At 62.9% G+C, this 16,737-nt stretch carries 17 protein-coding genes; 3 read left to right on the forward strand and 14 right to left on the reverse strand.

The genetic code is table 11. The features are described 5' to 3' along the window. Positions 1-42: 42 nt before the first annotated feature. From CAF53_RS18635 to CAF53_RS18695, 13 genes are all read right to left on the reverse strand, one after another. Entirely contained in the window at positions 43-933 is an 891-nt protein-coding gene (locus CAF53_RS18635; RefSeq protein ID WP_046764019.1) for an amidohydrolase family protein, read from the reverse strand. 176 nt (positions 934-1,109) lie between these two features. Then, positions 1,110-1,610: a hypothetical protein gene (locus CAF53_RS18640; RefSeq protein WP_157801298.1), complete on the reverse strand. Its 501-nt coding sequence runs from the start codon at positions 1,608-1,610 to the stop codon at positions 1,110-1,112. Between the two features lie 37 nt (positions 1,611-1,647). Continuing rightward, positions 1,648-2,079: a hypothetical protein gene (locus CAF53_RS18645; RefSeq protein ID WP_100239164.1), complete on the reverse strand. Its 432-nt coding sequence runs from the start codon at positions 2,077-2,079 to the stop codon at positions 1,648-1,650. A gap of 72 nt (positions 2,080-2,151) precedes the next feature. After that, positions 2,152-2,742, reverse strand: coding sequence for a nuclear transport factor 2 family protein (locus CAF53_RS18650; RefSeq protein WP_046764021.1), 591 nt, complete (start codon positions 2,740-2,742; stop codon positions 2,152-2,154). After that, entirely contained in the window at positions 2,739-3,947 is a 1,209-nt protein-coding gene (locus CAF53_RS18655; protein WP_157801299.1) for a multidrug effflux MFS transporter, read from the reverse strand. Before CAF53_RS18655 ends, CAF53_RS18650 begins: the two co-directional genes overlap by 4 nt. Beyond that, entirely contained in the window at positions 3,944-4,171 is a 228-nt protein-coding gene (locus tag CAF53_RS27150) for a hypothetical protein (protein WP_157801300.1), read from the reverse strand. Before CAF53_RS27150 ends, CAF53_RS18655 begins: the two co-directional genes overlap by 4 nt. After that, positions 4,168-4,686 (reverse strand): hypothetical protein, encoded by a 519-nt coding sequence (locus CAF53_RS18660; protein WP_100239166.1) that lies wholly within the window; start codon positions 4,684-4,686, stop codon positions 4,168-4,170. The genes CAF53_RS27150 and CAF53_RS18660 overlap by 4 nt, the downstream gene beginning before the upstream one ends. After that, on the reverse strand, positions 4,683-6,035 hold the full coding sequence (locus CAF53_RS18665; RefSeq protein WP_100239167.1) for an MFS transporter: 1,353 nt from the start codon (positions 6,033-6,035) through the stop codon (positions 4,683-4,685). Before CAF53_RS18665 ends, CAF53_RS18660 begins: the two co-directional genes overlap by 4 nt. 326 nt (positions 6,036-6,361) lie before the next feature. Further along, entirely contained in the window at positions 6,362-7,582 is a 1,221-nt protein-coding gene (locus CAF53_RS18675) for an MFS transporter (RefSeq protein WP_157801301.1), read from the reverse strand. An 8-nt stretch (positions 7,583-7,590) separates the two neighbouring features. Continuing rightward, positions 7,591-8,796 carry an MFS transporter gene (locus CAF53_RS18680; protein ID WP_100239170.1) on the reverse strand — a complete coding sequence of 402 codons (1,206 nt, stop codon included), beginning with the start codon at positions 8,794-8,796 and terminating at the stop codon, positions 7,591-7,593. 67 nt (positions 8,797-8,863) lie between these two features. Further along, entirely contained in the window at positions 8,864-9,304 is a 441-nt protein-coding gene (locus CAF53_RS18685) for a DoxX family membrane protein (RefSeq protein WP_100239171.1), read from the reverse strand. A gap of 12 nt (positions 9,305-9,316) precedes the next feature. Continuing rightward, on the reverse strand, positions 9,317-10,585 hold the full coding sequence (locus tag CAF53_RS18690) for a Rieske 2Fe-2S domain-containing protein (RefSeq protein ID WP_157801302.1): 1,269 nt from the start codon (positions 10,583-10,585) through the stop codon (positions 9,317-9,319). Positions 10,586-10,613: 28 nt separating this feature from the next. Beyond that, complete coding sequence (locus tag CAF53_RS18695; protein WP_052757416.1) at positions 10,614-11,438, reverse strand: alpha/beta hydrolase; 825 nt, start codon at positions 11,436-11,438, stop codon at positions 10,614-10,616. Positions 11,439-11,694: 256 nt separating this feature from the next. On the opposite strand from CAF53_RS18695, the gene CAF53_RS18700 reads away from it, so the two are divergent. The 3 genes from CAF53_RS18700 to CAF53_RS18710 all read left to right on the forward strand — a co-directional run bounded on the left by CAF53_RS18700 (position 11,695) and on the right by CAF53_RS18710 (position 14,947). Further along, a complete protein-coding gene (locus tag CAF53_RS18700; RefSeq protein WP_046764030.1) occupies positions 11,695-12,483 on the forward strand; it encodes a GntR family transcriptional regulator in 789 nt (262 codons plus the stop codon). A 322-nt stretch (positions 12,484-12,805) separates the two neighbouring features. Further along, positions 12,806-13,699: a VOC family protein gene (locus CAF53_RS18705; RefSeq protein ID WP_100239173.1), complete on the forward strand. Its 894-nt coding sequence runs from the start codon at positions 12,806-12,808 to the stop codon at positions 13,697-13,699. A 123-nt stretch (positions 13,700-13,822) separates the two neighbouring features. Beyond that, positions 13,823-14,947: a lactonase family protein gene (locus CAF53_RS18710; protein ID WP_157801303.1), complete on the forward strand. Its 1,125-nt coding sequence runs from the start codon at positions 13,823-13,825 to the stop codon at positions 14,945-14,947. Between the two features lie 176 nt (positions 14,948-15,123). On the opposite strand, the gene CAF53_RS18715 is transcribed toward CAF53_RS18710, so the two are convergent. After that, positions 15,124-16,689, reverse strand: a complete 1,566-nt coding sequence (locus CAF53_RS18715; RefSeq protein ID WP_100239559.1) for a 4-hydroxyphenylacetate 3-hydroxylase N-terminal domain-containing protein — start codon at positions 16,687-16,689, stop codon at positions 15,124-15,126. Positions 16,690-16,737: the final 48 nt, after the last annotated feature.

Consider the following 16,737-nt stretch of genomic DNA (forward strand, 5'->3'; position numbering starts at 1 on the left):
TGAACATGTTTTCGATGGATTGAGGGATGGTCGATGAAAGGCCTACCCCTTGTACCCATAAAGCTTGCTGGCGTTGTCGAACAGGATCGCCGCCTGCATCTCCTGACTGAGACCCGAGAGGGCGGCGCAGGCCTTCTCCACCATCTTCAGATAATCGCCACGCGTCTGACCAATGTCCGATCCCCATATCAGCCGGTCATGGCCGAAGCGGGAAACGGCCTCGTCGACAAAGGCGGCCGGGTCGGGCGCGCAATCGAAATTGATCGTCGACATCTTCATGACGGCATTGGGGCAGTCGGCCAGCGCGCCGCTTTGTTCGACAAAGGGTTCACCGATGGAGAGTCCCTGTTCCTTTAACCACAGCTGTTCGATATGCGCCGGATGAGCGCCGCCGACATGGTCGATCACGAAGGTCGCGTCGCGAAATTCACGGGTCAGGCGCACGACTTCGGGCAGCACGGCATCGCGCTGCACATGCAGGACATGGACGCAGATCGGGATGTCGAGATCGGCCGCCGCGCGAAAGGAGGCCTGCGCTTCATCCGATACCAGCCAGTCGAGCGCGGCGCTGGGGAAACCCGGCGAGACGTAACGGACACCCGCCGCGCCGCGGTCGCGCACAAGGCCGCGCAGCGTGTCGGGCGTCGCGGGATCGGCGGAGTTGAGGACGACGACGGCGCGCAGATCCCGCGGGTGCTCCTTCGAACAGTCGAGAATATAGCTATTGTCATAGCCATAGACATGCGCGCGCTGCACGGCGCAGGTGGAGACCACGCCGGCTTGCGCCGCAAGTGCCAGAAAAACCTCCTTGCTGTTCGGATTGTCGAACTCTCCGGGAGCAAGCACGCCCCTGAGCGGACGTGGCGGATATGCGTCCTGATCCGGCGTGACGAGATGGGCGTGGGTGTCGAATATAGGCTGTTTCTGAGTCATGCCTGATTTATTGTCCTACAATCCATTTTCGTCAACTGCTCTTTTGCGGAATCCTGCTGCCGTGATGAAATTCACCTGTTCCGGAGCAATATTCGGTATCCCGGAATGAAAAAAAACGCGACCTCGGATGAGGTCGCGCTTCAATTATTATCCATGATGGAAGGCGTTTATGGCATTCAGCGAAACAGCGTCTTCAACTCGTTGAGGCAATCGGCCGTCGGTTCATCGGTCGTGGGTCGGAAAAGTGGCTTGAAGGACTTGATATAGCCGACACCCATAAGGGCAAGAATGACGAGGATCACTGTTGCCGTCGCAAAGCTTTCCGCCCCTTTGTTCAGGAAATAGTTTATATAGGCGATGACGACTGCGGGGGGCACTGCCAGTACGATGCCGAGCGGCACGAAGCGGTGGGTGAGAAGCAGGATGCCGCTGACGATCTCTCCTCCCTTGATGAGATCGAACAGTCCGGTGTCGATCATGACGCGGATGAGTTGCGAGGTCAGGCTGTCGGATCCTGGCGGTTGCGGAAAGAAATGAACCCAGTGGTTCAGCCCGTGGATCAGGAACCACGCGCCGAAAAAGGTCTGTCCTGACAGCACCGCGACCCGGAACCAGTCCGTCTTCGCCGCAGCGTGGGGCGCTGCGCTGCCTGCTTGCATTATCGGTTGGGAACTCATGGCCTGTATCTTCCTCTGGAAAGCGCCGCTGCGCGGGTCAGGACTTCTTGCTGCGGAATTCGGAAATCTCGGCGATCTTGCCGCCTTCGACGCGATAGGCGACGGATATATTGCCGTTGACGCCGTCATCGTAGAATTCGACGATCATATTCTTGTCGGCAATTTCTTTCGTGACTTTCTGGTCTCCATTCTGCCTGAGCCAGGCGCGCACGGCGTCCCGCCCGGTGCCGCTGGGCAGTTGTGTCGCGACATCGGGCGCGACATATTCGGCGACGGCCTCATCCGGCCGCCCTTGTTGCCCGGCCAGGTCGCGGAAGCCGCGGACGATGTCCCTGGGCTTTGCCTGGGCGGCCTGCTGGGCGCGGACGACGGCGTAGTTGGCCTGCGCATTGCGCTCCTTGGTCAAGGTGATGGCAAAGACCAGTGCGCCTGCCGCCACGGCGGCGAGCAGTTTCTGAATGGCTGTCACAATCTCTCCCCAATATATTTTGTGGTGATGGTGGAGGCGCCGGTGCCGGCGCCCGCAATCGAGGGTGGGCGATCACGCACGGGGCGGAAGGTCCCAGGGCCTGGGCTTCTTCCAGGGCTGCGCATGATTGTCCCAGCGGTTGATGGTGAAGCGGCGGAACTTCCACCGGCCGTCTTCCTTCACGCAGTCATTGACGAAATAGCCGAGGCTGCGCACGCCCATCGTGACTTCCGCGGGGTAGGGCTTGGACGCAGGCGTGCCACGGAAATGCGTGGCGTAGCAATAGACGATACAGTTGCCGCCATCGCCCTCGAAACGGAACTGGCTGGCTTCGTGAAGCCAGTAATCGTCGGCCTTGTCGCGTATGTCGAGGAGATAGCGGAACCATTTGCGCATGGCGGCCTCGTCCCGGTGCCAGGTGCCATGGCCGATGACCATGCCATCCTTGGCGAAGAGGTCGATGAAACCCTGTTCGTCGCTGCAGTCATAGGCCCAGACATATTCGGTGTGCAGATCCTGAAGCCCGATGCGATCCTCGACCGTCAGCGGGCGGGCGACGGACCCCTTGGCTTGTGCCAGGCCAGGAACGGCAGCGGCTGCCCCCAGCATGCCCGTCGCGAGGAGGGCGGAACGTCTGTTCATTGGGGCGGCGGGGTCGGTCATACGGTCTCTCCTGTCATTTTCGATTTTGGCCGCTGGATGATGAGCAGCAGGATGGAGGCGCTGCAGAGCATGAAACCCAAAGCGATGATGAAGGCCATGCCACCGCCACTGCCATATTCCAGCGTGGCGGCAAGGCTGGCCGCCAGCGTCCCGAAGGCGAAGGTGGTGGCGCCGTAGAGCGCCGAGGTCGAGCCGGCCCGTAGCGGATCGACCGAAAGGGCGCCCGCCATGACATTGGCCTGGACGATGGCGGTGCTGGATACGCCGGCGAACAGCAGCAGCATGAGGAAAGGCAGGCCGCCGATCTGGGTCAGCGCGAACAGCAGGAACAGCGGCCCCATGATCGCGGCGCTTACTGCCGATCGGCGCAGGACGGTTTCCACGTCGCGACTTTTCAGCATATGGCGGTTGGACTGGTTGGCGATCAGCAGCCCGACCGCATTGGCGCCAAAGGCCAGCGAGAAGGCAAAGGGGTTCAGGCCATAGCCCTTCATCAACACCGTCGCCGAATTGGCGATATAGGTGAACAGGCAGGCGCTGTTACCTGACGCGGCGAGCAGATAGCCAAGGATTCGCCGGTTGCCGAGCAGGGTGAGATAGGATCGTAGCGGGCTTTCGCTGCGGGACTGGCTTTCGGCCGCCGCCGATCGGGTTTCCGGCAGGAAGGCAAGCTGGCACACCAGAACGACAAGGGCAAATCCGCCCATCACCTGGAAGATGGAGCGCCAGTCGCCGAATTTCGTGACCAAGGTTCCCAGCATCGGCGCCAATATGGGCGCAATGCTACCCACCAGCGCGAGCAGGGAGAAGGTGCGTGCCGCTTCCCTGAGGTCGAGGCAGTCGCGGACGATGGCGCGGCCCGCAACCGTTGCGGCGCAGGCGCCGAAAGCCTGGGTCACGCGCGCGAGCATCAGCAGGAGGAAGCTGTCGCACAGCGCGGCGGCGACGGATGCCGCGATGAACAGGATGAGGCCGCCCGCGATCACTGGCTTGCGCCCATGGCGGTCGGATAGCGGTCCGGCGAAGAGCTGGCCGAAGGCGACGCCAAAGAAGAAGGCGGAAATGGAGTAGCTTGCCGCGCTCATGCCAACGCCCAGATCGTCGGCGAGGCCCGGCATTGCCGGAAGATACATGTCGACAGCCATTGGTGTGAGCGCCGCAAAACTGGCGAGCAGCAGGATCCGCTGGGTGGGAAGCGCCGTCATGACCGGAGCGCGGCTCCGCCCGCAGGGTGCGGAGCGGCTGGTTTGCCCTCCTGCATCTTCATATATTCGGGGTCCTGCGGCAGGAACACCTTGAACGTGCTCCACGGCAGCAACCACTGGTCGACCACCGCCAGCAGCCATCCCGTCGATGTGACGCCAAGGAACAGGGACAGCACGGCCAGCGCGACCATGGCGCGCCGTTTGAATCGCGTGCCGGCGCTCATGCGGCGAACCTCGGGTTGGCGCGCCATGCCAGCATGGGGCGGTATTGGTCGAAATAGGCGAACATCAGAAAGGCCTGCATCACCAGGACCGCGCCGCCAAAATAGATGGCGTCGAGCAACTTGGCGAAAATATGGGCGTTGGATGCGTGGCCGGTGGCCCAGGCCACGATGTCCTTCCAGATCAACGCGTCGGTGATGAAGGTCATGAATGTCACCGGCACCGCCACCACGAGCATCAACGCGACGAAGCGGTTGGTGATGAGGGCAAGGCCGAGCGCCAGTTCAATGCATTTCGCCGCGCCGAACATCCAGCCGGAATCCAGCATGACGCGGACGATCTCCGCCTTTACCGGCAGGCCGGGCGGGTCGAACATGTTGGGGAAGGGCAGGATCTTGATCCACCAGTTGATGCCGTGCAGCATGCACTGGATGCCGAGCAACCAGCGGATACATAGTGTCGACGCCTGCAGGAAGCCTTCGCTCTTCGCGTCGGCCAGGTCATTTTCCGATGTCATCTGCGGTCCTGGATTGAAGGGGTCATGCGCTCGGGACGCGCTTTCGACGCGGGGGTACGGGCGAGCGCAGCGCCCCCCGACAGGAACAGCGCTATGAAGGTCAGCGCGATCATCCCCATCATCAGCATGAAGAAGGTGGAGGTTCCGAACATCTCGAACACCCGCGCTCCGATGAAGGCGCCGACAATGGCACCGACCCGCCCGCAGGTCGCCGAAAAACCGACGCCGGTGGCGCGAACGGCGGGATCGAAGCTGCCTGCGGCATGGGCATAAAGGCTGGTCATCGCACCGTTGAACATGAAACCTGCGGCAGCGATGATGCCGTAGAAGAAGATATAGCCGCCACTGGCCTCGACGGAGGCCGGCGAGGTGGGCAGGGCGACGACGATCGTCATGACCATGAGGATCGCACCCGCCGTAAAGCCCATGGCGACGCGGCGCGTGTCGTGCGCCGACATGAGCAGGCCGGCATGGAGCGTGGCGGCGATGCCCGCAAGACTGAATGTCGACAATGCGCTGCTCGCAATCTCGACCGAGAAACCGCCGCTCTTGAGCAGCGAGGGCATCCAGTTCAGCACCAGTGTCAGCGCGAGATAGGCTGAAAAGAAGGCAATGAAGATGGAGATGGTGAGGCGACGATGTTCCCCTTTGAACAGGGCGCGGGGTGTGGCCTTCGCAGGCTGAGAGGAAGCCGAGGCGCCGCCTCCTCCCTGCCGTTCCGCGGCGCGCGCGAGGAAGGCCGGGGATTCGGGCAGGCCGAAATAGCCGATGACGGCAATGAGGAGGGGAATGAGCCCGAAGAGGATATACATGCTCTCCCAGCCGAAGCGCGGGATGGCGAGCGCGGCACATCCGCCCGCCGCCGCGATGCCGAGCGGATTGGCGAGGATGCAGAGCGACACGCCGACGGCTCGGAGACGCGCGGGCAGCGTTTCGGACACCAGCGCCAGCGCCGGCGGCAGGCATCCCCCAAGACCGAGGCCCGCGACAAGACGCGCGAATGCGATCTCGCCGGTCGTCCTGGCCATCAGCGTCGCCAGCGTGAAAAGGCTGAACCACAGCACGCCCAGCAGGATCGTGGTGCGTCGGCCGATGCGGTCTGCGAGCATGCCGCCTGCCGTCGCGCCGATGGCAGCGCCCAGATGGCCGGCAGCCATCGCCATGCCGAAGGCCGATAGCGGCAGGCCCCATTGCTCCGATATGGCGGAAACGGTGACGCTCAATATCTGCATGTCGACGCCGTCCACTGTCAGCAGCAGGACGATGACGATCAGGAACAGAATTTGCGATCCGTCCAACCGGACCGGCCCTTCCGCATGATCGGCGTGAACGATGTCTGGTGCGTGCATGCTCTCTCCTCGAGGCGCACCGCAGCGATTTTTCGCTTCCCTGGCGGTTCGCTCTCCTGCTCGAAGATATCGTCCAACAATTTTTTGCTGTCAACAGCGATTGGCGCATGTTTCAGCTTTTTTGGTCCGGATTTTTGAACGGCTTCCAATTCTTTGGCAATTCTTTGGAACGTCGATAGAACCGGAATAATGTAAATGAATCTGGAAATTATGATGGAATAGCCATTGTCAATGTCCGCAATATCCGGCGAAACGGGAATCCGATCTGCTCAGGATGGAATGTTGGACAAAATATGCGATCACTACGCGCGGGGGCCTTGTTGCCGTCAACGCGATGCCCGACCGGATTCGCGCTGCGTCGCCATGAATGTACAGAATAATCCGCCGATCGCGAAGAGAGTGATGGCAATGGCATAGGGCAACAGAGTGCCGTCGAATGCCTGCCCCGCCCAACTGGCGAGCAGGGTTCCCGCCAGCATCGAACCGCTGCCCTGGATCGAGCTGGCGGTGGCCGCCTGTCGGCCCATATTTTCCATGGCGAGCGCCTGGAAGCAGGTGTTGCAGATGGAGGTGAGCGCGCTGATCGCCGCCTGGAAGGCGATGAAGCCGATGAGTCCGAAGGATCCCAGCGCAACCCATGCAAGCTGCGCCGCGCAGATGGTGGTCAGCAACAGCGTCGTGATGCGGCTCATCCGCATCAGCCCGACCCGTGTCACCAGCCTCGCGTTCACCATCGATCCAATGGCGATGACGGCGGCAACGAAGCCGAAGACCGGGGCCAGCAAGTCCTCGCGCTTCCACACCTGCTCGAATATCTGTTGTAGCGAGAGGAAGAAGGCGAATTGACCGGCAAAGCGGAAGGACATGGCGGTCGTGAACCAGGTGGATTGCCGGTCCTGCAAGACATGCTTCACGCCTTCCACCAACGACTTTGCCGACAATTTTCGCCGCATCGCGGGAGGGAGCGTTTCGGGCAGGCGGAAACAGATGATGAGGAAGGAGAGAATGCCAAAACCGGCAAAGGCAATGAATATCCACCGCCAGGACGCGACCGCCAGGATGAGCGTGCCGAGCGCCGGTCCCAATATAGGCGCGATGATGAAGGCCGTGGTCGCCATGCTCATCACCCGCGCCATCTGCGCGCCGCTATAAAGGTCGCGCACGGCGGCGTTGATGAGGACGCGGGTCATGCCGCCGGCCGCGCCCTGCAGAAAGCGCACGATCAGCATGACGGTCAGATCCTGCGCCGCCGCCGCCGCCAGGCTGAACGCCGCATAGCCGCCGACGGCGCCAAGCAGCAGGCCGCGTCGGCCCAGCGCGTCGGACACTATGCCGACCCCCGCCTGGCTGATCGCAAAACCGAACATGAAGGAACTGATTACATATTGGCGGTCATTGTCCCGCGTGACCGCCAGCGCCTCGCCAATGTCGGGCAGGGCCGGCAGGACGACATCGATGGCCAGCGTCACCAGCATCATCACGCTGGCCACGATGAACGGCAGCGACCTGCCCGGAGCGGCCGGCGCCGATGCCCGCATCGCCGCCATGCTCCGCGTCACCGCGTGGCCGAACGGGGGGTGAACCCGCCTGTCCTCCGGCCGATGGCGATGTTGAGGAGCGAAAGGCAAGCGGCGAGCGCGGCGATGACGAGCAGCGCGTTCTCCAGCCCGCGAAGGCCTGCCGACAATGCGAGTATGGCGAGGGGGCTGAGGAAATTGCCGAGGAAAAATGCCGTCTGCCACCCGCCGGTGCCGCGGCCGCGATCCTCGAAGGAGAGGTTGGCCATCAACGCGGTCAATATGGCGGGCAGGGTGATGCCGCAGCCGATGCTGGCGACGATGACGCCTCCGAGCGTCATGAAATAGCTGCCGTCGCCGATGAACAGACCCATGCCGATCGCCACCAGCGAGAAGGCCAGTGCCAGCACATGTTCCAGCGCGACCTTGCTGATGGCCTTGAACAGGAAGCCGCCCGCCGTCACCGCGGTGCCGCTGACTGCGGCCGTGAGGCCGATGAGGGTCGGGGAGTCGAGGCCGCGCCCGGTCAGCAGGAACGGCGTCTGGATGGGCACGATGAAGAAGATGAGGGCGGCCGGGAAACCGATGGCATAGAAGCGCCAGACGGACGCCCAGGGGAAGGGCTGCGTCGCCGGCCGGATCGTGGTTGCCGCACGTGCGCGCCGGGGTTCCCTGATCAGGAACAGGACCAGCGGGATGTAGATCAGCGCCATGCCGTAGACAAGGAAGGGCGCGCGCCAGCCCCATTCGCCCAGCAGGCCGCTCGCAAAGCCGAACAGGACCGAGGCCAGGCTGGCAATGCCTGTCTGGATGACCAGCCAATATTCGCGGCGGCTGCCCTTGAAATAATCGCCGATGAGCGTTGTCGAGGTCGTCATCACCCCCGCCTCTCCCAGCCCCACGCCGATGCGCGAGAAGATGATGTGATCGAGGCTGGCGAGGAAATAGGGGGCGATGCCGCAGAAGAAATAAATGGCGAGTGCCGCCAGCAGCACCGGCTTGCGGCCGACGCGTTCGATCAGGCGCCCGATGAAGGGGGCGGTGATCGTCACCACCAGCGCCGGGATCGTCAGCGCCAGCACGACCTTCGTCTCCGCCGCGGGATCGCCGGCGAAGGCGGCGAGCATGCGCGGCAGCACCGGCGCGATCAGCAGCGCGGCGGCAACGGCCAGGGTGGAGAGTATCGCGAGCAGCGCGCCCTGAAAGGCCGTGCCGGTGCCGCCCTCTTCATCGATGCCGGTCATGGGGATCTCCGGAGAAAGAAAGAACGGTCGCGCCGCATGATGGCGGCGCGGCCGGGACAGGCAGGGTTCAGGGGGTCGCGGCGACGGCCTGCGCCACCGCTTCGCCTGTCGGCGCCGCCGGTTCCGCCCGCATGACGAACATCGGCAGATAGTAGCGCAGGTAGAAGAGCATCAGCAGCGCCTGCGGCACGACCAGCAGCGCTCCGAAGACGATGCTGTTGGGGCTGACGATCAGGACGAAGTCGACCCAGGCGATCACCACCGTCAGCGGCAGCATCGCCGCCAGCGCCAGCGGTACGAAGCGGTTGAAGATCAGCATCAGCCCCGCCGCGACCTCGACGACCTTGACGCAACTGAACAGCCCCGATGCCACCAGTCCGTGCATCAGGTCGAGCGCGGTCTGGCTGTCGGGCATCTGCACAGGCAGGAACGGGAACCACATGTTGATCCCGTTGAAGAGCAGGAACACCCCCAGGAAGAGGCGTGTCACGGTCAGTAGGATGCGCATGCCCTTGTCTCCTTACGCCTTTTCATATTGCAATGCGCCGGCCAGCCGGGCGGGGACGGCCTTCCAGTCCTCGCTGTTCCGGACGACCTGATCATAGGACTGCGCGGCGGACATGTCCTCGACATGGAGCGCGGGCGGGTTTTCACCGGCCTCGAAACGCTTGAGTGCGTCGAGTAGCGTCTGGCGCAGGGTGACCACCGCTATGTCGGCGGCGACCAGATTTTCCGTGCTGCGGTCCCACGGCTCGGTCAGCGACACGGCCATGGCGACGTCTTCCACCTCGATCGCCGGCAGGCCGCTCCAGCTCCTGTCCATGATGCTGCGGTCCTGCTGCATATTGTCCGGCCAGGAAACGTTAACATTGCAGGTCTTTTCATCATAGACGGGCGGAACGAAGCCCAGGAACCGCGCGGCCCATTCGCGGTCGATCGGCTGGCTGTGGCTGTAGGCCATCTGGTAGGTCGCGGTACGCTTGTCGTCCATCGGCACTTCGAAGATCGCGATGGCGAAATCGGCATGGCCGGGGATGATGCGCATATTGGGCAGGATCGCCGGCACCTGCCGGGCATGGCGCGCGTCGGGATTGCCGGGAATGCCGCGGAAGGCGACGTAGCGATAGCCATAGGGCGTCCTTTCGACTTCATAGGTCGGCGCCAGGCTATCCCAGGCCGAAGGCCCCACATCCTCGCCGCGCAGCTTGGCTCCCCAGCTCGGACGCGCATCGTTGGTGTGCAGCATGCCGACATGCGAGCTGTCGACGCCGCCTTCCCACAGCACCAGATAGGGGGCGGCGGCATTGCCGCGGAACACGCTCTTGTTGCCGTCGGGCACCTGGTCGAAGTCGAAGGTGCGGAACGGCGGCTCCTGGTCGGCGGGGCCGATATAGGTCCAGATCAATCCGGAGGATTCGCGCACCGGAAAGGCGCGTGCTTTCTTGCGCTCGCGGAAGGCGCAGCTGTCATGGTTGGGCGTCTCCAATATCCTGCCGTCGCGGGCGAACTTCCAGCCATGGTAGATGCAGCGGATGCCGCCTTCCTCCACGCGCCCAAGGCCGAGTGAAACCCCACGATGCATGCAGTGGTCGTCGAGCACGCCGACCTTCCCTTCCGTGTCGCGGAACACGACAAAGCGTTCGCCCAGAAGCCAGGTGACGAGCGGTGCGCCATCGGGTGCGGCGACCTGCGCGGAGGTGGCGATGGGGTGCCAGTAGCGGCGCATGAAAGTCCCCATGGGCGTGCCGGCGCCCACACGGGTGAGGCGTTCGAATTGCTCGTTGTTCATCGCTGTTTCCTGAATATTAGGTCCGGGTTCAGAAGCGGTTCTGAAGAAATTCGTGGACCACATGGGCGAACTTGTCGGGATGCTCGATCATCGCCCAATGGCCGCAATGCGGCATGATGAAGCCGGTCGAGTTTTCCAGCAGCTCAAGGTAGCGATAGCCCATGGATACGGGGACGACCTTGTCATCCTTCCCGTTGACGACCAGCGTGCGATGCTTGACCCTGGCGATCTCCTCATCTTCTATCCACAGGCCGCCGCGTTCCTTGAGGATTTTCATGGTGGCGCCGAAAGCCTGGCGCTGCGCGGGCTGGAGGGAGAGGTCGAGCCGATACTGAATCAGCCTGTCGTCCTGCGGGAAGCCGTCGTGGGTCAGCGCCTCGACGATTCGCTTCATGCCGTTGAAGGTGAAATCATATTCGGTGAGCGCGCGCAGGACGCCGCCCATCGAGCGGTCGAGTCCGGCGCTGCCCATCAGCACGAGATTGCCGATAAGGTCGGGGCGGGCAATGGCGACGGCGAGCGAGGTGCGCCCGCCCATCGAATTGCCGACGATGTCCACCGGGCCAAGCTCCAGCGCCTCGATGAAGGCGATCAGCTGCTCGACGCGCGCTTCGGGAGTGTAGGCGAAATCGTCGGGCGAAGGAGCGTCCGTATGGCCGAAGCCGACCATGTCATAAGCGATCGTCCGATAATTGTGGGCAAGAAGGGGCATGCACAGATGCTCCCAATTGCCACGCGCGTCGGCGCCGGCGCCGCCGCCATGAACCAGCAGGAGCGGGCGGCCCGTGCCCATTTCGATATAATGAGTTGAATATCCAAGTGTTTTGACGAACTGGCTTTGCACGTCGCTCATCCGAGCCCTCTCCATCATTGTCTGATAATTTTTCCTCTTATTGTTCGACAATCTTGTCTTGTCAACCGATGCCCGACGTGGGAAATGCGTGATTGCGGAGCATTTGTGAATTTTTTGCGGTTGCAGCTCTGTCGATCTTGTCAAACAATGTTGTGACACGATATGGCTTAGGCGGGATCGGCACCTGCGGCCGCTTCTGCAAGATGATCATGAGGAGGCGGCAGCTCGGTACGCCCGGAACAGGAAAGAGGAAGACTTGTCTCAGAATCCAGCGAACGAAGACGGCGACATTCGCAAGACGGTAGCGGACATGGCCTATGATGCCATCGCCGAGCGGATCGCTTCAGCCGAATATGGCGCGCTGGAACGCATCACCGAAGCGCGGATCGTCGAGGAGTTCGGCGTCAGCCGCGGCGCGGCGCGCGAAGCGTTGAGCCGGCTGGCCGCCGACGGGCTGGTGGTGCTGGAGATCTACAAGGGCGCCGTGGTGCGGGCGATCAGCCGCAAGGATATGGCCGATTTCCTGGATGTGCGCGGGTTGTTCGAAGCCTATGCGGCGCAGCGGTCGGCCGGGCGCATCAATGAGGAAGGCGCGCGTGAGCGGGTGCATGAGGTACTGGAGCATTGCCGTCAACTGGAAGAGGCGCCCACGTCCGACGGCATGGTGGAAAATGATACGCTCTACCATTCGACCATCATGGACCTGTCGGGCAATTCGATCCTGCCCGCCGAATGGCGCCGCCTGCGTCGTTCCCGTTACCGCATACGCTTCATCGAATCGCTGAACAGGGACGAGATACTGGAAACCACGGCGCAGACCCGGGACATATTGCACGCGATTCTGGACGGCGACACGGAGCTGGCGGCAGAGCTTGCCACGCGCCACATCCGGCTGGTGAACAGCCGTATCCAGCGTATGCCGACCGAACAGTTCGACGCCATTTTCAATCCTCCCGCCCGCAAGAAGGGCCGGGCAGGCAAGAAAGATGGGGAGGGGGAGGGCGCACCGGCCAAGGCCCGCCGACCCCGCACCAAGGTGGCCTAGGGTGTGTGGGGAGCGTATTTCAAATCCATAAACCACACTAGAATCATATATTTGCTAGTGACCCTGATGAATCTGAAGTTCGTTCAACGCCTGCCCGACAATGTGACGAACTTCAGATTCAGGTCACTAGGTCCAATCGACATTGAGCCCTGACGGCCTGCAAGTGCTCAAGGCGAGTCGCGTGCCTCGCTTCGACCATTTTCGGCTCGTCCTCTTCTGAATGTCGATCGGCCCTGGAAGGCCGAGTCCCATTGCTGCGGACGGAACGCGCTTCATGCGCGTGCCGGGGACCTGTGCCCGCAGCGCATCCATGGAGAGAGATATGAAGGTAGACCAACTCGGATATCTGGCGTTCGATTTTCCCTCAGCGGCGATGGCGGACATGCGCACCCTGTTCCAGCATGTCATCGGCGCGGATGTCGTCGACGGCGAGGACGGATCGGTCCGGGTGCGGCTCGACGGCCGCGCTTTTCGCATCGACATGCGGCAGCAGGACGGTCTGGAAAGCGGCTACCGGGTCGCTGCGGTGGGCTGGGAAGTGGCCGACGGGCCCGCGCTCGACGCCCTCGTCGCCCGCGTGCGGGCGCGGGGGATTGAGGTGACGCAAGGCGATGCCGCTGCCTGCGAAGCGCGCAGCGCGGCAGCGCTGGTGCGTTTCACCGATCCCTTCGGCTTCCCGGTCGAATTTTTCGTCGACCGGCCGTTTGGCACCGACGAGCGGCTGTCCACGCGGTTTGTCTGCGGCTCCACCGATCGGGGCAAGTTCGGACTGGGCCATGTCGTGCAGATCACGCATGACCATTTGGCCGCGCTCGATTTCTATCGTGACGTTCTGGGCTTCGGCTTCAGCGACCGCATCACCTGGGACGCGGCCGACCTGTTCTTCCTTCATTGCAACAAGCGCCATCACAGTGTCGCGCTAGGCGGCGAGATATTCGGAATGAAGAGCGGCCAGATCGACCATTTCATGATCGAGGCGACAGCCAGGGAATATGTGGACGAAGCCTATGCGAAGCTCAAGGAGCATGGCTTTGCCGTGTCGCAGACGCTGGGCCAGCACACGAATGACGATGTCTATTCCTTCTACCTGATGGCGCCGGTCGGCTTTCGCGTCGAATTCGGCTTCGGCGGCAACATTGTGGACGATCCCGAACACTGGGTGGCGAAACAATATGATTCGCCCAGCCGCTGGGGACATGAACTGATGCATCCCTAGAGCGCGCTGCGTTAAATCGTACGCAAACCGCGCGCTCTAAGTTTTTGTTGTCGCATCGTTTTAAGCGCCAAACCGGTTCCCACTTTTGCGCACGATGCTCTAGACGAGGATGGGGATTGCGGGTTGAGCATTGGATCCAAGAGCGGAGGGCTTGCGCTCATGCATATCTATGTCGGCACCTTCACCGATGGATTCATGGGCGGGGCGCCGTCCGAAGGTCTTTACATCTTCGATTTCGACGGCGACGCGCTTCGGGCGAAGCCGGTGGGGATCGCGCGGGATGTCTTCAGCCCCTCCTATCTTGCTCTGGATGCAGCCGGGCGGCGCCTTTATGCGGCCGAGCGGCAATTGGACATCGACGACCGTACCACCGGGGCGATATCGGCCTGGTCGATCGCGGCGGACGGCGGGCTTGCACCACTCTGGAAGATCGCGTCCGGTGGCGCGAACTGCGCCCATATCAGCGTCGCGCCCGACGGGCGGTCGCTGGCGGTCGCCAATCCGCTGGGGCCGACAGTCGCGCTGTGCCGGTTGGGCGCGGACGGACGACCGGACGGGCCGCTGAGGATCGCGCGCCATGAAGGACGGGGCGCGCGGCCGCGCCAGGCCGAACCCTGGCCTCACAGCGCCTATTTCGATCGCGACGGCGCACGCCTGCTCGCCTGCGACCTCGCGCTCGACCGGATCTTCGTCTATCGCACGGATGCGCGGGGCATGGGCCTGCCGCCCGGCCCGCAGCCCTTCGCGCAGGTGCATTCGGGCGCTGGCGCGCGTCATATGGCCTGGTCCCGCGATGGCGCGACGGCCTATGTCGCCAATGAGCTGGACAGCACGCTGTCGGTCTTTGCCTATGATGGGGAGAGCGGCAGCCTGATCTGCAAGCAGACACTGCTGTCCGTCGCCGACGAGGCGCAGGCGGAGGGCAATCAGCCGGCCGAGATAATGGTCTCGCCCGATGGCCGCCATCTCTATGTCTCCAATCGCGGGGCGGACTGCATTTCGGTGCTGGCGATCGACGCTGTCACGGGCCGGCTGGCCCATGCCTCGCAGGCGCTGGTGCATGGCCGGGTGCCGCGCAACATCTGCCTCTCTCCCGATGGCCGCTTCGCCTTTGTCGCGAACCAGTTGAGCGGGCAGATCGGGCTTTATCGGGTGGACGGCGCGTCAGGCACGCTCGCCTATGCGGGCGTGCTGTGCGAGGTGCCCAATCCGTCCTGTATCGTGCTGTTCGATTCCGGTTTCGGCTGATGTTCCGTCTGGCCTGGGGCCTGATGTCCTTACGCCAGAGCGGTTTTCGATCTGATTGAATCAGATCGCCGCTCCAAGCCTTTTGTCTGCCGCGATGTCCTGACCAGCGATCGGTTCCGATCGCTTGGGCGGGAGAGGATGCCGCCGGGGCTGCGGATCGCAGCCCCGGCAAGCCGTCAGCGGCCGAAGACCCGGATGTCGTCGCCGTTGTAGAAACCCGGCATCTTCCAGCCGTTGATGTCATATTCGTCCATGCACTGTTCGGTCAGGTCCGCGAACCGCTTGGCATCGCCATTGGCAAGCGCGCGGAACAGCGGGCCCATCAGCACATCCTCATGACCGCCCAGATAGTTGCGTTCATACAGCTCGTGCCGGGCGCCGAATTCACTGCTGACCGAATCCCACAACAGCTTCATCGTCTTGGACCGTTCCTCCGCCGTGATGCCGTCCGATCCGCGCAGATAGACGTCCAGATAGGGGCGCAGCTCCTCATTCTGGAAGTCGACAGAATTGGAGTTCAGATAGATCAGGCTGGAGCTGGAGACCTTCTGCACGATGTCGCGCATGCGGGTGTAGATGTGCGGGCCAAGGCCGCGCAACGTCATGCCATAGGTTTCGTTGAAGGTGATATAGTCGCCATGCAGTTCGTCCGGATGGGCGATCATCGCGTCCGTCAACCCCTTGATGACGTTGCGGTACATGATGAGCTCGCCGATCAGCACCTGATTGGTCCGCATTTCATGCGTGCCGGCGATGCGCGACGCCTTCATCACCAGACCGATGATGAAGTCGAGCTTCACCTTCAGGCGGGTGAAGGCCTGGATGACGACGCGGCCGGTGGTGCGGGCATTCTGCATCAGCTTGTCGGACTTTTCGACATCGCCGTAGAAGAAGACGTTTTCCCACGGAATGAAGGCGTTGTCGAAGACGAGCACGGCGTCATTTTCATCGAGTCGGCTCGACAACGGATAGTCGAACGGGCTGCCGGTCGCCGCCGCCGCCAGTTCGTAGCTGTGGCGGCAGATCAGTTTCACGCCCGGCGTGTCCATCGGCGCGAAGAAGGCGAGCGCATATTCGCGCTTGCGCAGGGTGCCGCGGTTGCTGGCGCAGAAATTGGCCTGGGTCAGGGCCGATCCGGTCGCCACGACCTTCGCCCCGCGCACGACGATGCCCGCGTCGGTTTCCTTGACCGCATGGACGAACACGTCCTCCACTTCGTCCACCGGGCGGTTGCGGTCCACCGGCGGATTGACGATGGCGTGGTTCAGGAACAGCACCTCGTTCTGCGCCCTGGCATACCAGTTGCGGGCGGTATCGGCGAAGGGCGCGAAATGATCGGGATTGGCGCCGAACACGCCGGTGAACGACGCCTTGTAATCGGGGGTGCGGCCCATCCAGCCATAGACCATGCGCTGCCAATATTCGATGGCGTCGCGCGCATGGGCGAGGTCTTCCTTCGTCTTGGGCGCGCGGAAGAAGGCATGGGTGTAGCCGCCATTGCCGGTGTCGGTGGGGCAGGTCAGTATGTCCTTGCTCTCCGGCGCGTGCAGCGCATCATAGAGGCGCGCGACCGACTGGGCGGAATTGCGGAAGCAGGGATCGGTGGTCACGTCCTTGACGCGCTTGCCGTAGATCCAGATTTCGCGGCCGTCCTGGAGCGATTCCAGATATTCCTTGCCCGTGGGCGGGCGGCTTGCCTGCTTGGCAGATGCGTTGGCGGGACGGGGGTCTGTGTCGGTCATGTCATTGCCCTGGGCGCTGCTTTCCAAATTCATCTCTCTCTCCCAATA

It is taken from the genome of Sphingobium sp. LB126 (genome assembly GCF_002795205.1).
GTDB lineage: Bacteria > Pseudomonadota > Alphaproteobacteria > Sphingomonadales > Sphingomonadaceae > Sphingobium > Sphingobium chungbukense.

What these genes read in the sequence shown, in the direction of transcription:
- CAF53_RS18635 (WP_046764019.1), bottom strand. Translation starts at nt 933, where the DNA reads ATGACTCAGAAACAGCCTATATTCGACACCCACGCCCATCTCGTCACG.
- CAF53_RS18640 (WP_157801298.1), bottom strand. Translation starts at nt 1,610, where the DNA reads ATGAGTTCCCAACCGATAATGCAAGCAGGCAGCGCAGCGCCCCACGCT.
- CAF53_RS18650 (WP_046764021.1), bottom strand. Translation starts at nt 2,742, where the DNA reads ATGACCGACCCCGCCGCCCCAATGAACAGACGTTCCGCCCTCCTCGCG.
- CAF53_RS18655 (WP_157801299.1), bottom strand. Translation starts at nt 3,947, where the DNA reads ATGACGGCGCTTCCCACCCAGCGGATCCTGCTGCTCGCCAGTTTTGCG.
- CAF53_RS27150 (WP_157801300.1), bottom strand. Translation starts at nt 4,171, where the DNA reads ATGAGCGCCGGCACGCGATTCAAACGGCGCGCCATGGTCGCGCTGGCC.
- CAF53_RS18660 (WP_100239166.1), bottom strand. Translation starts at nt 4,686, where the DNA reads ATGACATCGGAAAATGACCTGGCCGACGCGAAGAGCGAAGGCTTCCTG.
- CAF53_RS18665 (WP_100239167.1), bottom strand. Translation starts at nt 6,035, where the DNA reads ATGCACGCACCAGACATCGTTCACGCCGATCATGCGGAAGGGCCGGTC.
- CAF53_RS18675 (WP_157801301.1), bottom strand. Translation starts at nt 7,582, where the DNA reads ATGGCGGCGATGCGGGCATCGGCGCCGGCCGCTCCGGGCAGGTCGCTG.
- CAF53_RS18680 (WP_100239170.1), bottom strand. Translation starts at nt 8,796, where the DNA reads ATGACCGGCATCGATGAAGAGGGCGGCACCGGCACGGCCTTTCAGGGC.
- CAF53_RS18685 (WP_100239171.1), bottom strand. Translation starts at nt 9,304, where the DNA reads ATGCGCATCCTACTGACCGTGACACGCCTCTTCCTGGGGGTGTTCCTG.
- CAF53_RS18690 (WP_157801302.1), bottom strand. Translation starts at nt 10,585, where the DNA reads ATGAACAACGAGCAATTCGAACGCCTCACCCGTGTGGGCGCCGGCACG.
- CAF53_RS18695 (WP_052757416.1), bottom strand. Translation starts at nt 11,438, where the DNA reads ATGAGCGACGTGCAAAGCCAGTTCGTCAAAACACTTGGATATTCAACT.
- CAF53_RS18705 (WP_100239173.1), top strand. Translation starts at nt 12,806, where the DNA reads ATGAAGGTAGACCAACTCGGATATCTGGCGTTCGATTTTCCCTCAGCG.
- CAF53_RS18715 (WP_100239559.1), bottom strand. Translation starts at nt 16,689, where the DNA reads ATGACCGACACAGACCCCCGTCCCGCCAACGCATCTGCCAAGCAGGCA.